Consider the following 19,435-nt stretch of genomic DNA (forward strand, 5'->3'; position numbering starts at 1 on the left):
AATTTAATTTTGCTGCTCAAAAAACATATATGCTGATGCAAAATGGCTTTATGATTGGTTTTTGGGCTAATTTCAAGATTTTAACACACAGAAATTTCAAAAAAATAAAATTGACTAGACCGATATGCTTTAATAATATGGAGTCAAATATCAAAAAATGTCGTAATTTATCAAAATATGATTCTAATTACATTGCAGGAGGGAAGTACAAATGGCGGATGTCTCTTATCGGCTCGGAATAGACATAGGTGGAACATTTACTGATTTATCGCTGATGAATGAAGCGACAGGGGAGCTGACTGAACTCAAGACACCTACAGTGACAGATGACCCAGCTCAAGGAATTATCAATGGGCTGAAACTTCTAAAAGAAAGAGGTGTCGATTTATCCAAAATACAATATCTCGTACACGGGATGACAATCGGTCTTAATACATTATTGCAGAGAAAGGGAGCAGATTTAGCCCTTTTTGTAACAGAAGGTTTTCAAGACATTTTGTCATTACAGCGTTTACGTCTACCCATCCCTTATGACTTCAATTCTCAATTGCCAGAACCATTGATACCACGAAAACATGTATATCCAATCTCTGAAAGGCTCATACATGATGGTTCGATCAAAAAACCTCTCCAACTGCAGCAATTAGATGATGCTGTCCAGCAGGTCATGTCTAAAAAACTAGCAGGCATTGTCATTTCTTTTTTACATAGTTATCAGAATCCAGTTCATGAATTACAAGCTAAAGCCTATATTCATCACCATTACCCACAGTTAGAAGTCCTGACGTCTTCTGAGTTATGGCCCCAAATGAGGGAATATGAGCGGACAGTGATGTCTGTTGTCAATTTGTACATTCAACCAAAGGTGAAACAATATTTACAAACGTTGAAAAGCCGCTTGAAAGAAGAAGGTGTACCAATTTCTCCATACATTACCCAATCAAATGGTGGTTTAATGGATGCAGAAAGTGCAGCCACTTCACCCGTTAAAACACTTTTTTCTGGCCCGGCAGCTGGTGTAATTGGTGCGGCGAGAATTGCAACTTCTGCAAATGAACCCAATTTAATTACGTTTGATGTTGGTGGCACAAGTGCAGATATCTCGATCATTCAAAATGGGCAGCCTACAATGGCTCAATCAAATCAGCTTTCAGGATTTCCGATCATTCTTCCATCTGTTGCAATGTATTCGATAGGGGCTGGCGGAGGTTCTGTCGCATGGCTTGATCAAGGCGGGCTTCTTAAAGCAGGACCGGAATCAGTTGGCTCGCAGCCTGGACCTGCTTCGTATGGAAAGGGAAAAAAGGCTGCTTTAACCGATGCATTTCTCATATGCGGTTACCTCAATCAAGATCGGTTTGCCGGAGGACATTTACAATTGCAGCGGTCTGCAGCGGAAATAGCCTTTCAGCCAATTGCTGATCAGCTTCATAAAACGGTCGAACAGGCGGCTGACCAGTTGATTCAAGTGGCTGTTGCCAATATGTACACAGAACTAAGCAATGTCATGGAGCAGCAAGGGTTTGATCCTAGAGATTTTAGTTTGTTGGCATTTGGCGGGGCAGGGCCTGTTGTTGCGAATTTCCTTGCGAGAGAAATTCATGCAAAAAATGTGGTCGTCCCTCCAAGTCCAGGAACATTATGTGCGCTAGGTGCACTTACAGCCGATTTTATCCATGATGCTGTGTTGTCTAAGAAAATCTGCTTACAAGACTATACGATTGACGAATTAAAACAAGATTATGAAATGCTTTCTCGCAAAGCAACGGATTGGTTCAGCCAGCAAAACATTCAACATATCAAACAAACGTCCATTTTGTTATTAGGAGATGCCCGCTATCAAGGACAGGCATTTGAGATTGAATTGCCATTATCGGTGGATTGGCTAAAGCAGGAACAAGACGTCTATCACCTGATTGAAGCTTTCCACAACCTGCATGAGCGTCAATATGGCCATAGAGATGATCAGGCGAACATTGAATTTACTCATTTGCGAGTTCGGGTTATAGGTGAAACGCCTCCACTGCCTTTCTCTCCTGTTGATGAAAGCAGCGGACAGCCTTTAATACCACAATCATACAGACGAATCTTTATAGAAGAAAAAGAGTACGAAGCATCTGTTTACAATCGGAGTACTTTGTCATTAGGTGCTGTTGTGAAAGGACCTGCCATCATTGAGCAAGATGATACGACAACATTGATTTTGCCAAACTGGGCAGGCAGCATAGACCATTCAGGAAACTTGGTGATTTCAAGGGAGGCGGCTTTACATGGGAACTGATCCAGCAAAGCTTGAGATGATGAGGAGTTATTTTAATGCGATTGCATCAGGCATGGGACATGTCATTGAGCGGACATCCTTTACAACATTCGTAAAAGAATCGGCGGATTTTGCCACAGCATTAGCCACGCCTTCTGGGGATTTCTTTGTTTACCCAAAAACAGTCGGTGTCACGATCTTTTTAGGGCTGAGTCTCAAAAAAGCGATTGAAGAAAGCGGACCGATGCAGCCTGGTGACATTATCATCACAAATGATCCTTATACGACAGACGGTTTAGCGACTCATTTGCCAGATGTCCATATCATCAAACCCATTTTTATAGAAGATGAAATTGTCAGCTATGCCTGGTCTTTTGTTCATGTAAGTGATGTGGGAGGTCTTGTCCCTTCAAGCATTTCTCCAACTGCAACAGATGTTCATCAGGAAGGATTAAGAATTCCACCAGTGAAAATCTATGAAGGTGGAAAAGAGAATCAGGTTGTTCGTACCTTTTTAAGAGCTAATAGCCGGGCGAGTCATTTAAATGATGGCGATATTAATGCGATGATTGCCGCTGTTAATACAGCAGAAATCAGACTAAAAGAAATGATCGAGAAATTCGGAAAAAACGAAGTGAAGCAAGGAATGATTGATCTGCTGAAGCAAGCAGAGGATCGCGCAGGCAAAGTAATTGAAGCCATCCCTGATGGAACGAGTGAATTCGCTGATTACTTGGATGATGATATGATTTCGGACGTGCCGATCCGATTAAAGATCAAGCTGACGGTCAAAGGGAAACAGCTGACATTGGACTTCTCTGAGTGTGACCCGCAAGTTAAGACAGCTTTTAATCTTGTCACCAATGGTCAAAAGCACTCCTTCTTGTATCAAGGGTTGATCAATTACATCATTAGTAAAGATCCTTTTATTCCGATTAATGGTGGGATTACGTATCCGATAGACGTGATTTCACCTAAAGGAACGCTTGTCCATCCAGAATATCCGGCTTCTGTCGGTATTCGGCATTCCATTACAATGAGACTGTATAATGTCGTGCTAGGTGCTATTGGTAAGCTGTTGCCTGAAGCAGTGCCGGCGGCAGGTGCAGGTCAATCTGCTATCGTCGTTCTCTCTGTTCCTGATGATCAAACAGGAGGCAGAAAAATGTCTGTGGTAGAACCGTTAGGCGGAGGCGGCGGTGCTCAAAAAGGGACTGATGGAGTAGATGGAATTGATCATTCGTCAGGATTTTTAAAAAATACACCTATTGAGAGCTTGGAACAGCATATTGATATTCATGTACACCGATATGAACTGCTGCCAAACACAGGTGGAGCAGGGGAACATAGAGGGGGACATGCAATTGGTTTAGAATTTGAAATGATCAAGCCAGAATCGATGGTGACGGCACGAGGAATGGAACGAATGAAGTTTCAACCTTGGGGGTTAATGGGCGGACGTGCAGGAGCAATTGGTGAGGTGAAATTGACCAAACCAAATGGGGAGACACAAAACCAGCCGAAAATTGATGTCATGCGTCTTGAAAAAGGCGATATTGTTCAATTGGTTTCACCAAGTGGAGGAGGATGGGGGAATCCATTTGCTAGAACGAAAGAAAAAGTCCTTCATGAAGTGGAAGCAGGGCTATTAAGTGAAGAAAGAGCACTTCAGCAATATGGCGTCAAAGTCTATCGAGATCATAATGAATGGAAAATTGATGACGAACAGACGAGCAGGCTTCGTGAAAAGATGAATGATGCTGATGCTGTCGCTTGGGATTTTGGAGAGCAAAGAGCAGCTTATGAGAAAGTGTGGACGGACGAAGCCAGCAGTGAGCTTGCTGTGCAGCTTCGTTCATACCCAGCAAATGAGCGTACGCACTATAAACATGCGGTTCATTCTCATTTTGGTCATAGACAGGAACCATTAACAAAGATGGATATTATTCAAGCACTTCATCAGTTGAATCAACAAAAAGGGGGAAACGAATTATGAAAAGAAGATTAATGACCATATTTGCAGGTGTCCTATCCATCATGTTACTGCTGTCTGCATGCGGTGGAAATGGGCAGGACCAAAGTAAACAGCAGCAGACTGTGATCGTTGGTGTCTACGGAGGGGATTGGGAAAAGAATATTAAGCCAATCCTCGAAAAGTTTGAAAAGGATACAGGCATTAAAGTACAAACGGTCTCTGGGGCAGATTCTGAATGGTTTACAAAATTAAAAGCATCTAATGGTAAAAATCCACCGTATGATTTGCTTATTTTACAGCCTGATACGATTCAAAGAGGTATTGCGGCAAACGTTCTTGCGCCTATTGATGAAGATCAAGCACCGAATGTGAAAAAGCTTTATCGTTCTGTTCAAAAGAAACTCACTGTTGATGGAAAACAATATGCAGCAGGCTTTAGTATGGGACAGCTTGGAATTGCTTATAGAAAAGATCTTGTCAAACAGGAGCCAAACAGCTGGACAGATTTATGGAGCGATCAGCTGAAAGGGAAAGTGGCGATTTCTTCCCCAACTTATTCAGCGGGCTTACAATTTTTCTCTGCACTTGTCCATGCTCAAGGAGGGGCAGAATCAAATCCTAAGGATATTGATAAAGCATTTAAAAGCCTAGCACAATTAAAAGGGCGTGTAGCTGCTTTTCCTGATAACCCAGGGTCTATTCAAACGCTGTTAGAACGTGGTGACGTGACGGCAGTTCCATATTGGGATGGCCGAGCATTTGCACTTGAAGAAGAAGGGATGGATATTGGATTCTCATATCCGAAAGAAGGCGCTGTGGCAGCAGTTGCGAGCTGGGCGTTAACAAAGGGAAGTCAGCATGAGGAAGCGGCTTATAAGCTATTAAACTACCTTAGCGGGAAAGAAGCTCAAGAAGCCTTCTCAGAAAAATCTTACTATGGCATGTCGAATTCTGATGTGAAATACGGAGACAAAATTAAGGGGAAAGTGAAGGTTGGCGAAAATTATTATAGCAAGCTGACTTGGGTAGATTACGAAACAGCGACTTCGGAGCTCGGTCAATGGACAAATCGATGGAATGAAGTATTAGGCGGAGGAAAATAGGTGATCGCATGAGTGGAATCAATTTAGAAAATATCAGCCAGCATTTTGGCGAGCAGATTGCTCTTGATGATGTCAGTCTTACGGTAAAAGAGGGAGAGTTTTTCTCCCTTCTTGGCCCTAGTGGCTGCGGAAAATCAACTTTACTCAATATCATTGGTGGTTTTTTAGAACCGACAAAAGGAGTCGTCTATATTGGTGATCAGGATGTGACGACTTTACCTCCTTATCAAAGAAAAACGGGGATGGTCTTTCAAAGCTATGCACTTTTCCCACATCTCACCGTATTTGATAATGTTGCATATGGGTTGAAGGTTCAAAAGAAAAAGAAGGCGGAAATCAAGCAAAAGGTGATGGAGAGTTTGTCTCTTGTTCAATTAGAGTCATTTGCCAAACGTATGCCGCACCAATTAAGTGGAGGTCAGCAGCAACGGGTCGCCATTGCACGGGCACTTGCCATCCAGCCTGCCGTTCTTCTTCTGGATGAACCACTCAGTAACTTAGATGCAAAACTAAGAAAAAATATGCAGACGGAGCTGCGAAATATTCAACGGAATGTCGGGATTACGACTATTCTTGTGACGCATGATCAGGAGGAAGCCTTAAGTCTTTCCGACCGAATTGGGATATTAGGTGAGGGGAAAATTCAGCAGATTGGGACACCTTTAGAAGTATATCGTCAGCCAAATAATCGTTTTGTTGCTGAATTTATCGGACAGGTCAATCTATTTGAAGCGGAATATGATGAAGTTACTTCCACATACACTGTTCCACATTTCATTCAATCAAACGGGAAGCAAGTTCAGCTAAAAGTTGCCGCATTTAAAGAGAAGAGCGAGAAGCATTTACTCATGCTGCGTCCTGAGAGAATCAAGTTATCTTCTGTCGGGGAGGAAGTTCAGCCAAATCATGTCACAGGCGTGTTGGCAGATGTCAGTTATATTGGGCACTCTTTACGTTTGGTCGTTGGGCTTAATCAAGGTGAAATCATTGTCCATGCATCAGACGCAGCATTTCCCGAGCTGCCTCAAGTTGGAGAAACTGTGCATATTCATTGGCAGCCTGAAGATATTGTGTTCTTAGATTCGAAGGTGCATGCGTGATGCGAATCAAAAAAAAGAATCAGCGCTTTCATTGGTTTATGCTGCTGCCAGCTTGTTTGTTTCTAGTTGTATTCCTTCTTGCTCCGCTTGTGATGATGTTTGTCCTCAGTTTTCGTGATGTGGATTCGATGATGAATACGTTACAATCCTATAGTTTGTCTCAATATTTACATGTATTTACGACAGATGCATATGTGAAAGCAATTGGAAGTACTGTGTGGGTGGCCTTACAGACAACGGTGATTTGTTTATTGATGGCATATCCAGCAGCTTATGTGCTAGTGAAAGCACCTCACCCAAGGTTGCGGGCTTTTTTCTATATCTTACTTGTATCGCCGCTTTTGACGAGTGTCGTCATTCGGACATTTGCATGGATCGTTCTTCTTTCGCAAAATGGCTTGATCAATGGCATGCTGATCGATTTACATCTGATTGAGAAACCGCTATCGATGCTGTGGAATATGAATGCGGTCATTATTGCTTATGTTCAAGTGATGCTGCCTTTTGCAGTGCTGCCTATTGCAACGAGCTTAACTGATATGGACCGTCACTTAAGACCGGCTTCTATGAGTCTTGGTGCTGGTCGTATTCGGACATTTTTTCATGTGACCTTGCCGCTTACGATTCCAGGCATGATCACCGGAGCAATTATTGTCTTCTCACTTGCAGCAGGAAGCTATATTACTCCTCTGCTAGTCGGCGGACGGATGCAACCGCTCTTGCCACTGTCCATTTATCAGCAGGTCATGCAGGTGTATAATTTGCCTCTTGCCGCTGCGATGTCCTTTACTTTATTGATTTGTGTGCTAGCGGTCGTCAGTCTATTAAGCTATTTATTGAAGCGTTGGGAGGCGAGGATGCATGCGTAAAAAATCAATAGGTGACCGTTTGCTTTCGGTTCTGATATGGACCGCAGGCTCACTCGTTTATCTCTTTTTAACCGTACCTGTTCTTGTCATTGTTCTTTCTGCTTTTAGTCCGAATGCTTTTCCTGAATTCCCGCCGACTTCGTTTTCCGTTCGCTGGTTTCATGAGGTCGTGTCGAATCCAGAATGGATGGAATCTTTGCGTATCAGCGTGATTCTGTTATTGATTGTGACGCCGCTTACTGTTCTTTTAGGAACGATGGCTTCTTATGCTTTAGCAAGGCTTTCCTTTAAGGGAAAGGAAGCTGTTCAAGCCTTTATTTTGTCACCTCTTATGATTCCTCAGGTGGTATTAGGGATTGCGATGCTGTATTTGTTTACGGCTATGGGCTTTACAGGGTCTTTGTGGGCATTAGTCATTGGGCATGTCATCATTGGTTTTCCTTATGTGGTACGAACTGTGGGTGTCAGTGTTTCAAATCTTGATCCACGTCTTGAGCTAGCTTCCATGAATCTTGGTGCAGGGCCCATACGTACTTTCTTTCGTGTGACACTGCCCTTGATCAAGCCTGGTATTATCGCAGGTGGGGTGTTTTCTGCTGTGACATCATTTGGTGAAATCTCGATTAGTTTGTTCGTTTCTTCACCTCAAACCATTACGATTCCCGTGAGGACGTTTAATTACATTGAGCAAACTTTTGATCCGAGTGTCAATGCGATATCTGTCATATTTATTATCATTTCTATCATTGCGTTGCTCATTATTGAGAAAACGATTGGTCTGTCTAAGGTGATGTAAATATAATGAAGAAACAAGGAGCTGTCATTTGAAATGACAGCTCTTTTTGTATTGTTTTTATGGTAAAAATATTCAAAGTTTTAGGGAATATAGTTCTTAAGATTTAAGAAAATGCGAGGCGTGATAGGAGACCTCTCTCCTACATTTTCGGTCATATTTGAAAAATTTAAGGAAAAACATGAAATTTTTGCGGTAATTGGTCATTTATTTTCGGTGGAGCGCAACTATTATTAGTTATTTTCGGTAAATATCATAAATTATGATGTGATCCCTTCGGCATAACGCATGAATCTTTACACCCATTTTTCGGTGAAAAAAACAATAATTTCATATAAAGTGGACGTAAATAGAAAATATCTAAAAGAAAAGAAGAAAAAGGCAAATCTATGGAAACATAGAGACGCAAAGCCATGTCCTAAGGTAAAAGTTGCTTTTTTACTATGGTCGGCAGGTTACCGAATCAAAATGGGAGTCCCTCCGTTTTATTCGGGGTGGGCTCCTTTTTTGTTATTCCGTCTATTTTAATGAAATAGACTTGGTTCTTTTGATATAGAGGGTGCAGGGTATCACAGTTGGTGGAGAAAACATAGAAGAGCGGAGGATGAGAATGAGTACAGTTTATTACCCCTTAACACATGCGCAAAAGCGAGTATTCTACACGGAAAGATTTTATCCAGGCACAAGTATTTCTAATTTGGGTGGGTTTGCCAAGTTAAGATCGGTATCAGGTCTAAATCCTTCTTTGATCGTTGATGTGCTTCAAGCGTACATTCGTGAAACTGATTCTCTTCGTTTAAGGCTGGTGTATCGACATGAGCAGGAGGAGCCCGTTCAATATATCAAGCCATATGAAAAACAGCCGATTCGTTTGGTGAAAGGCTGGAGTGAAAAGGAAGTCAGAGCGTGGGCGAACGAGGAGATTCGTGAGCCGATGGAACTGATTGATCGTTCCTTAATTGAATTTACGGTCTTTCAAATCAGTGATCAAGAGTGCTGGCTGTTCTGTAAAGCACATCATATTGTGGCTGATGGTATTTCAATTATCTTGATGGGAAACCGAATCATTGATCTATACCATGACATGCTGCAGGGGACAGACATCTCCCCAATTGAAGACATTTCCTTCGTTGATCACATCATGAGTGAGCAAACGTATGAATCTTCTAAACGTTTTCAGAAAGACCAAGCTTTTTGGAACGAGCAATTTTCCAATATTCCAGATTTCGCTTCTTTAACACCGCATAAAGGTTACGAGATGAGCTTACATGCGGAGAGATTTTCAGGGGATATTCCTGATTCTTTAAAGGAGAAGCTTCGAGTCTTTTGTGAAGAAGAGAAAGTCAGTATGCTTTCTATGTTTATGTCCGCTGTCTATATTTACTTGCACCGATTTAGCGGCATGGAGGATGTGGTCCTTGGAACTTTTATGGGCAATCGGACAAATGCAAAGGAAAAAAAGATGATTGGGATGTTTGTGTCGACCATTCCGATGCGCGCATCTGTGCAAGGATCCCTCACGTTTCTTGATTTCGTGAAGCAGGTCATGGCGGATCAGATGAAGATCTTGCGTCATCAAAAATATCCTTACAATGTGCTCATGAATGATTTAAGGGAAAGAGATGGATTTACAGGACGCCTGTTTGATATTTCTTTAGAGTATCAGGTCATGCAGTGGCAGAAAAAAGAGAATCTTTCGTTCATTACGGAGCCGATTTTTAGTGGAAGCGGAATGAATGATATATCGATTCATGTGAAAGACCGCTGGGATACAGATACATTGACCATTGATTTGGATTACCGTACAGACCTATTTAGTGAAGCCGATATGAGTAAGCTGTTTGATCGATTGATTATTTTGCTGGAGGCGGCAGTCTCTCAGCCAGATCAGCTGATTGGGGCTCTCTCTTTACTGCCAGCAGATGAACAAAAGCAGCTGCTTCAATTATCTAAGGGAGAAGCATTTGATTTACCAGGAGCGAAACCAGTTCACCACTTATTTGATGAGGCAGCTAAAAAGTATTCAGAACGGGCAGCTGTGGTTGCGGAAAATGGAACGTTCACTTATGGAGAGCTGTATCAAAAAGCGGACAAACTGGCACGATTTTTACAGATGAAAGGTGTCTCGGTTGATGTACCAGTTGCCGTTTTAATGGAACGGACGGCAGATGCGATGGCTGCCATTTTTGGGATATTAAAAGCTGGCGGTGCATATGTACCGATCGATCCGGCATTACCTGAGGAACGCATTCAATTTATTGTAGAAGATTCCGGTGCTTCTATCGTTTTAACAGAAGAATCGTTTGTTCAGCGATATTCATCCATTGCGGAAAAAATGATTGTCCAGCAGCATATGGAATTAGAAGATCGTCCGCTGCCTGAGCTGATCGATCAGACGACATCACAGGATTTGGCTTATCTCATTTATACATCGGGTACGACTGGAAAGCCGAAGGGAGTGATGATCGAGCATCTTCAGCTGCATCATTTGGTTCATGCCCTGCATCACGAAGTGTATGAGGGGGCAAATCAGCTTCAAGTGGCGCTTCTTGCACCATTCCATTTCGATGCATCTGTTAAACAAATCTTTGCTGCTCTTTTATTTGGACATACGCTTCATATTGTGCCAAGAGAAACGACACGAAACGGTGTACAGCTAGCGGCTTATTACAAAGAACATCAAATTAAGGCAACAGATGGAACGCCAGCACATGTGCAGCTTTTACTTGCAGCTGATTTGGATGGGCTTGCACTGACTCATATGCTGATAGGGGGAGAAGCACTCCCTGCGAAAGCAGCGCAGGCGCTGATTGAAGCTGTGCGTGTCAGCCAGCCGGATTTTACCTTGTGGAATGTGTATGGTCCGACAGAAACGTGTGTGGATGCGGCGGTTCACCGTCTAGATATCAGTGAGCTGCAGAAGTCACCAGAACAGCGCTATGTGTCAATTGGAAAGCCACTGGGCCATCACCGGATTTATATTTTAAATGAACATGAACAACTACAGGTGCAGGGAGCTGTGGGAGAACTATGCATTGCGGGAATAGGAGTTGGACGGGGCTATGTGAATCAGCCTGAATTGACGGAGAAGGCATTCAGACCAGATCCATTTTTTCCTGAAGACCGGATGTATCGCACAGGTGATGTAGTGAGATGGCTTCCAGACGGCACAATTGATTACCTTGGAAGAATAGATGACCAAGTAAAAATAAGAGGTTACCGCATCGAAACAGGTGAAATTGAGGCGGTCATGGAGCAGGTAGACGGAGTCGACCAGGCTGTTGTCCTTGTCGTGGATGAACCGGACGGTGGAAAGGCTTTAAGTGCTTACTATCAAGCACGACAAGAATTTCTTTCCGTGGACACCCTGCAAGCCGCTATCAAACATCAGCTGCCAGCTTATATGATGCCGCTTTATTTCAAGCAGCTTGAGGCATTTCCACTGACAGTGAGTGGGAAAGTCGATCGGCGTGCGCTTGCTGCATTAAAAGGAGACAAGGCTGTCAGTGCTGTTTATGTAGCGCCTAGAAACGATGTAGAAACGAAGCTTGTTCGTTTGTGGGAAGACGTTCTTGATCAAGAGAACATAGGTGTGTACGACTCATTCTTTGGCCTAGGCGGGCATTCACTCAAAGCGATGAAAGTTCTTACACTCGTTCAGCGGGCTTTTCAAGTGGAGGTCCCTTTATCTGTTTTATTTGAACAGCAAACGATTGCAGCACTTGCTGTTTATATTGTACAAGCGGAAAAGTCTTCACAAGTGGTCATACCGAAAGCACCGACTGCCGCCGATTATCCACTGTCACCAGCGCAGCAGCGTGTTTATATGGTGACTCAGCTGGAGCAGAGCATCGCCTATCATATGCCTGCCGTTGTGAAATTAAGAGGAACGCTGCAACGAGAGAAGTTGGAGGGAGCTTTTGAAAAACTGATCGCACGTCATGATATGCTGCGAACTTCTTTTCATACAGTCAAAGGAGTCCCTCGTCAGCGGGTAGCTTCATCCGTCCCATTTCAAATAGAACAGCTGACAGGCAGCACGATGGAAGAGAACATGCGTCAATTTGTCAGACCTTTTCATCTTGAGCAGGCTCCGCTTTTGCGTGTTGGGCTACAGTCTTTACATGATCAGGAGCATCTTCTCTATTTCGATATGCATCATCTGATTTCAGATGGTCTTTCAATTGATTTGATGCTGCGTGAGCTGTCTGACGCATATGAGGGATTAGTGAAAGCGCCATTGAAGCTTCAATATCAAGATTATGCTGTTTGGCAAGAACAACAGGCAGAGCAATTCGGTCAAATAGATGAAGCATTCTGGCTGAAAGAATTTTCAGGAGATATCCCTGCTTTGCAGCTTCTAACTGATTATCAGCGTCCGGCTGTCCAGTCTTTCGCTGGAGACCGCGTTCTCAGAAACATAGATGAGACGTTAACAGGCCGTTTGCAGGAGCTTGCAGCGAATCATCATACGACGCTGTATACCGTGTTGCTTTCTGCTTACTATACATTGCTTGCGAAATACACAGGTCAAAAGGAGTTTGTTGTGGGGACACCGACAGCAGGCCGGGTGCATGCAGATTTGAATGACATGATCGGCATGTTTGTCCAAACACTTGCTTTACGTTCAGAGGTAGATCCGAACGGTTCAATGACGCAGTTGATTGAACAAGTAAAGGAAAAGACGATGAGGGCGTTTGAGCATCAGCAATATCCATTCGAGCGGCTGCTTGAAAAGCTAAATGTGCAAAGAGATTTTAGCCGCCATCCATTATTTGATACGGTCTTTACTCTAACGCCAGATCATTCAACAGCCCAGCATATTGGAGAGATGAAAGTCGAAGTTGAGGAAACCAATTTCCATATTGCAAAGTTTGATCTCACACTTCAAGCGATGGAGTCAAGTCATGGTCTTTCCTTCGTCCTCGATTATAGTACGGCGTTATTTAAACGAAGTACAGCCGAGCAGCTGCTCAAGCATTATGTTTATCTTCTGGAGCAGATGGTCGAAGTGCCGGAGCAAGCGATTCAATCATACCGCTTACTGTCTGAACAAGAGGCAGCGGCTCAATTGAAGATGTGGAACCCGTTACCTACGCCTTATCCTGTGGAAGAAACCATTGTGACGCAATTTGAATCGCAAGTAGAGCAGCACGGTCATCAGCCTGCTTTGCAATATAAAGACGTGGTTCTTTCTTATCAAGAGCTGAATCACAGAGCGAACCAGCTGGCTCATTATTTACGTGAACATGGTTTTGAAAAAGGGATGACAGCGGCTTTATTCTTTGAACGTTCCAATGAGATGGTGTTGTCGGTTTTAGCTGTGCTAAAGGCTGGCGGTGTATATGTGCCAATCGATCCTGACTTCCCTGATGAGCGCATCAAGCACTTTTTGACAGATAGTGGTGCACAGTTTGTCCTGACCCATCAGGTGCTACGTCATCGCTCTGTGCTTACTGCGTTTGAAGGGAAAATCATAGAAACAGAAGATCAAGCCGTTGATCAGCAGTCAGAGAGCAATCCAGTTGTATGTGTTTCGCCTTTGGACTTGGCGAATTTGACCTATACATCTGGTACGACAGGCAAACCTAAAGGGAACATGGTGACGCATCGGAACATTTTGAGAACAGTGAAGCAGTCGAGTTATCTCACCATTCATCATGAAGACACGGTGATGAGCATTTCAAACTATGTATTTGATGCATTTATGTTTGATGTGTTTGGCGCTTTATTGAACGGAGCGAAACTCATTGTTTTGCCAAAGGATCACATTTTAAATATGAATGAGCTTTCTGGCGCGATTGAGAAGGAAAAAGTCAGTATTTTAATGATCACGACCGCTCTATTTCACTTACTGATTGATATGAAAAAAGGCAGCCTAAAAAACGTCAGAAAAGTGCTGTTTGGCGGGGAACGTGCTTCTGTGCCGCATGTTGTGGCAGCCCTTGAAACGGTTGGAGAAGACAAACTTATTCATATGTATGGACCTTCTGAAAGCACGATTTTTACAACGTATTATCCGGTGAATCACATTGAAGAACAAGCACTGTCGATTCCGATCGGAAAGCCGGTGAGTCAAACGGCTGTTTATATTGTCGATGAGTTTGGACATGTGCAGCCGCCGGGAGTAGCTGGAGAGCTTTGTGTCGCAGGTGACGGACTGGTCAAGGGGTATTATCGCCAGCCAGAGTTAACGAGCGAAAAGTTTGTTGAAAATCCTTTCCGATCTGGTGAAGTCATGTACAAAACGGGCGATCTCGCACGATGGCTGTCAAATGGAGATATTGAATTCATTGGGCGAATAGATTATCAAGTCAAGATTCGAGGTCAGCGTATCGAGCTTGGCGAAATTGAACACCAGCTATTGCAGCATCCGCAAGTGAAGGAAGCCGTTGTCATTGCGTTATCAAATGATACATTGTGTGCATATTTCACAGCAGAAGGTGCTGTTCCACTGTCGGATTTACGTGAGCAAGCAGGACGAGAACTCCCTGTTTATATGATGCCAGCTTTCTTCATGCAATTAGACGAGCTGCCACTAACGGGGAATGGCAAGGTAGACAGACGGGCATTACCGATACCTGATGTGAGTGAACAGGCGGCAAATGAATACGTCCCTCCTCAATCAGATACAGAGCGTATATTGGCACACATTTGGGAGGAAGTTCTTGAACTTCCGAAAATCGGCAGACGTGATCATTTCTTTGAATGCGGAGGTCATTCACTGCGCGGCATGAAAATGTTGAACAGGCTCTATGAAGAGATGCATGTGGAATGTACGTTGAAAACATTATTTGAATCACCCACTTTAGAGGCGTTTGCCCTTGCGGTGGATCAAACAGATCGAACTGAAATCAGGCGAGTGGAGAAAGCGGAAGAAGCGGCTTTTTATCCAGTGACATCTGCTCAGAAAAGATTGTTTGTTCTGCAAAAAATGACAGATGCCGAGCAGAGCTATCATATGCCAGCTGCTTTAAAGCTTGAAGGTGTATTTGATAAAAAACGATTTAAAAAAGCCATTGACCAGCTTGTTCATCGTCATGAAGCATTCCGTACGAGCTTTGACTTCGTTCAGGGTGAACCTGTTCAGCGAATTGAAACGAATGTTTCTGTGAACATTGAAAACATCGAAGGGGAAGGCCGAGACATTCAGCAATTAATGAATGATTTTATCCGTCCATTTGATGTAGAAAAAGCGCCGCTGCTCAGAGTGGGGCTTGTGTCTGAATCGGAGAGTGTTCATTATCTGTTGATTGATATGCACCACATCATTTCAGATGGTGCGTCTGTCGGTATTTTAATTGATGAGCTATCGATCTTGTATCGAGGAGACGAACTTGATGAATTGCCTATTCAATATAAGGATTATGCGGTCTGGTCAAACAGTGAAGAATCTCTTGTGAAAAAAGAGGCTGAAGCGGCGTTTTGGCTGGAACAATTACAAGGAGAACTGCCTGTTTTGGCGCTGCCTGAGGATCTTCCGAGACCAAAGGTTCAGACGTTTGAAGGGGGCCGCGTCGAATTCTCTATAGACGGTGCGCTTAAAGCGCAATTGGATGAGCTGGTTAGATCACTCAACGGTACAACGTATACAGTGCTACTTGCTTGCTACAGTACGCTTTTAAGCAAGCTTTCGAGACAAGAAGACATCATGATCGGTTCTCCAGTGGTGGGCAGAACCCATCCTGATATTCAATCAGTCATCGGCATGTTTGTGAATACGCTGGCACTCAGAACAAAACCAGAAGGACACCAGACATTTTCTCAATTTGCGTCAACAGTTCATGAGCTTGTGTTAGCGGCAAATGAACATCAACTTTACCCATTTGAAGAACTGGTGGACCAAGTACAAACGGTTCGCGACACAAGCCGTCATCCAATCTTTGATGTGGTGTTCTCGATGGAAAATGCAGATATCCGTGACTTGTCGATGGATGGACTTCACATTGTTCCACAATTATTCAATGAGAACATAGCCAAATTTGACTTGACCTTAACTGGAAACGAATCTGACGATCAAATCGAGCTCGTGTTTGATTTTAATTCTTCTATCTTTGAGCAGTCGTCGATTGAGAAGTGGAAGGAGTATTTCCTTTACCTGATAGAACAAATGGTGTCAGCACCAGATCAATTATTAGATCAGATGCAATTATTATCACCAGCGCAGCAGCGAAAACTACTTAATGAATGGTCAGGACCTGTCCTAGATGTTCCGACAGGTCAAACGGTTCATGCATTGATTAAGGCGAAGTCGCAGGAAGTATCTCATCAAAAAGCCGCTGCCTTCTGCGGCACAAGCTGGACGTATGAAGAGCTGAACAACCGGGCGAATACAGTCGCCGCAAGACTTATTTCGAGCGGCACAAAACCGGGAGACCGCATCGGCATTCTCACGCGTCCATCGCTCGAGATGACAGCCGCTGTTCTCGGTGTGCTCAAGGCAGGTGCGGCATTCGTGCCAATTGATGCCGATTATCCAGCGCAGCGCATTGCCTACATGTTGGAAGATTGCGGGGCAGAGGTCCTTCTGATTCAGAAAGAGCTCACTGCACCACCTTCTTTCACAGGTCATACCCTCTTCATAGAAGAGGCAGTAGAAGGAGAAGCGCACGAGATTCAGGTTCCTATCAAGCCAACGGATCTCGCCTATATGATTTACACATCTGGAACGACTGGACAGCCGAAGGGTGTCATGGTCGAGCACCAGTCCCTTGTCAATCTCGCCTACTGGCACATTGATGCCTTCCAGGTGACGAAACAAGACCGAACCGCCAAATATGCCGGCTTTGGCTTTGATGCCTCCATTTGGGAGATGTTCCCGACGTGGATGGCCGGCGCAGAGCTCCATATCATCGACGAAGCGATTCGCCTCGATATGATCAAGCTCAATTCGTATTTTAATCACGAAGGCATCACCATTGCGTTCCTGCCAACACAGCTATGTGAGCAGTTTATGGCGATGGACAATCATTCTCTCCGTTACTTACTGACAGGCGGGGACAAGCTGAAACAGGTGAAGCCCGTTCCATACAAACTCGTCAATAACTACGGCCCAACAGAAAATACGGTCGTGGCGACAAGCGGGATCATTGATCCAGATCAAGGCACGCTTCCTATCGGAACAGCGATTGCCAATACTCGTTTTTACATTATGGGTTCGTTATATGACCTCTCGCCGCAAGGCGTACCGGGTGAGCTCGTGATTGCGGGGAAAGGACTGGCAAGAGGCTATTGGAATCTCCCAGAGGAAACGGACAAACGGTTTGTCCCAGATCCGTTTTATCCAGGAGAGCGCATGTACCGTACAGGTGATTTGGTGAAATGGACAGAGGGTGGCGAGCTGATCTATCTCGGCAGAAAAGACCATCAAGTGAGCATCCGCGGATTCCGTATTGAGCTGTCAGAAATTGAAGCGCAGCTCCTTGCGCTGGATTCAGTCCAAGAAGCCGTCGTGACAACGGTCAAAGACGCAAGTGATCAAGACGCTCTTGTCGCTTACGCCATCACAGATGGAGAAACGGCCACTTTGAAAGAAAGATTAAAGCGCACCTTGCCTGAATATATGGTGCCATCATGGATCATCAAGCTAGACCAACTGCCGATGACGGCAAATGGAAAAGTGGATTTCAAAGCACTGCCAGTACCTGATATGGAAGTGAATCAAACAGCATACGAAGCGCCAAGAGATGAAGTGGAAGCACTGCTTTGCGGCATTTGGGAAGATGTGCTTGGCGTCAGCCAAGTCGGTATTCACGACCATTTCTTCTTCCTTGGCGGAGATTCGATTAAAGGCATCCAAATGGCAAGCAGACTCACGCAAGAAGGCTGGAAGCTCGATATGAAGCTGCTTTTCCAATACCCAACGATTGCGGAGCTTCGCCCATATATCGAAGAAGCGGACCTTCTCACAGCTGATCAATCACCTGTGGAAGGAGAGGTCATTTTAACACCAATTCAGCGCTGGTTCTTTGAACGGAACTTCAGCAGCCAACATCATTGGAATCAGTCCGTTATGCTCCATGCGGCAAATGGTTTGGATGAAGCGCTTGTCAAACAAGTGCTCGAGCAGTTAATGACCCATCATGATGCTTTGCGATTGGTTTATCCGATAGAAGAAGGACGCATCATTCAGCGTCATCGTGGAGTAGACGAAAACGATGTAGCGGTGGACGTGGTAGAAGTACAAGGAGAACGACCACAGCAAATCCAGCAGGTAGAAAAGCTGGCAAATGAAGTGCAGGCGAGTATTTCTTTAACAGAGGGACCATTAGTCAAACCTGCGATTTTCCGTACGGATCATGGAGATCACTTATTGCTCGTTGTACATCATCTTGTCATTGATGGTGTGTCATGGCGTATTCTCCTTGAAGACTTCATAGCTCTTTATGAGCAGGCGAAGCGTGGGGAGGAGCTGACACTTCCTGAAAAAACACATTCATTCCAAGCATATGCCCAGAAGTTGACGGAATATGCAGTGTCAGATGATCTGCTGGCAGAAAGGGACTATTGGAAAAAGGTACTTGGGCATTTAACTGCACCTCTGCAAAAGGATCATGTTACAGAGGATCAAAGAATGCTGTATACAAAAACCATTCGCTTTACGCTGTCTGAGGAAGAAACACGCAGCCTACTGACAGAAGTACATGAGGCGTACCACACGGAAATCAATGACATTTTGCTGGCCGCATTGGGATTGACCCTGAAAGAGTGGACAGGAGAAGACAGACACTTTATTCATCTTGAAGGACATGGAAGGGAAGACATCCTTCCGGCGGTCAATGTGTCGCGGACCATCGGCTGGTTTACGAGCATGTATCCTGTGCTGCTTGATTTGTCGCATGCGGAGGATCTTTCCTATCAAATCAAGCTTTTGAAAGAAGAGCTCAGACACATTCCGAACAAGGGAATCGGCTATGGCATTTTAAAATACTTAACGCCTGACAAAATGAAGGACGGTATCGCATTTGATGTCATGCCAGATATCAGCTTTAACTATCTTGGTCAGTTTGATGAACAGATTGGCGGGGGTGAACTAAGTCGATCCACTTGGCAGGCAGGTCAATCATTAAGTCCAGAATCAGAGAAACCTCATGCATTAGATATTGTTGGTTTCGTAGAACAGGGCATGTTCCATATGACGATTTCATATCACCAGCTTGAATTCGAAGAGCAAACGATGGAGCAGTTCAAGGACCTTTTAGAAAAGAACGTGAAGGCACTCATCTCACATTGTGTATCACAAGATGAAGCGCAAATTACGCCTAGTGATGTAGGTGACGATGACCTGACCATGGATGAACTTGAAAAGCTAATGGATATATTTTAAGCAAACGAA

Annotated in this window: 7 protein-coding genes and 1 riboswitch; all 7 genes read left to right on the forward strand. The window is 44.1% G+C overall.

All coding sequences use genetic code 11. The features are described from left to right. Positions 1–211: 211 nt before the first annotated feature. Positions 212–2,281, forward strand: a complete 2,070-nt coding sequence (locus NST15_RS01950) for a hydantoinase/oxoprolinase family protein (RefSeq protein ID WP_342498787.1) — start codon at positions 212–214, stop codon at positions 2,279–2,281. Continuing rightward, positions 2,271–4,256 (forward strand): hydantoinase B/oxoprolinase family protein, encoded by a 1,986-nt coding sequence (locus NST15_RS01955; protein ID WP_342498788.1) that lies wholly within the window; start codon positions 2,271–2,273, stop codon positions 4,254–4,256. Before NST15_RS01950 ends, NST15_RS01955 begins: the two co-directional genes overlap by 11 nt. Continuing rightward, a complete protein-coding gene (locus NST15_RS01960) occupies positions 4,253–5,338 on the forward strand; it encodes an ABC transporter substrate-binding protein (RefSeq protein WP_035703174.1) in 1,086 nt (361 codons plus the stop codon). The genes NST15_RS01955 and NST15_RS01960 overlap by 4 nt, the downstream gene beginning before the upstream one ends. Positions 5,339–5,346: 8 nt before the next feature. Beyond that, positions 5,347–6,438 (forward strand): ABC transporter ATP-binding protein, encoded by a 1,092-nt coding sequence (locus NST15_RS01965; RefSeq protein ID WP_342498789.1) that lies wholly within the window; start codon positions 5,347–5,349, stop codon positions 6,436–6,438. Continuing rightward, entirely contained in the window at positions 6,438–7,307 is an 870-nt protein-coding gene (locus tag NST15_RS01970) for an ABC transporter permease (RefSeq protein ID WP_008347830.1), read from the forward strand. Before NST15_RS01965 ends, NST15_RS01970 begins: the two co-directional genes overlap by 1 nt. Then, on the forward strand, positions 7,300–8,103 hold the full coding sequence (locus NST15_RS01975) for an ABC transporter permease (protein WP_007498221.1): 804 nt from the start codon (positions 7,300–7,302) through the stop codon (positions 8,101–8,103). The genes NST15_RS01970 and NST15_RS01975 overlap by 8 nt, the downstream gene beginning before the upstream one ends. A gap of 367 nt (positions 8,104–8,470) precedes the next feature. Further along, positions 8,471–8,563: riboswitch (cyclic di-GMP riboswitch) on the forward strand. 147 nt (positions 8,564–8,710) lie between these two features. Beyond that, entirely contained in the window at positions 8,711–19,426 is a 10,716-nt protein-coding gene (locus tag NST15_RS01980) for an amino acid adenylation domain-containing protein (RefSeq protein WP_342498790.1), read from the forward strand. Positions 19,427–19,435: the final 9 nt, after the last annotated feature.

It is taken from the genome of Bacillus sp. FSL R5-0820 (assembly GCF_038593385.1).
Taxonomy (GTDB): Bacteria; Bacillota; Bacilli; order Bacillales; family Bacillaceae; genus Bacillus; species Bacillus altitudinis.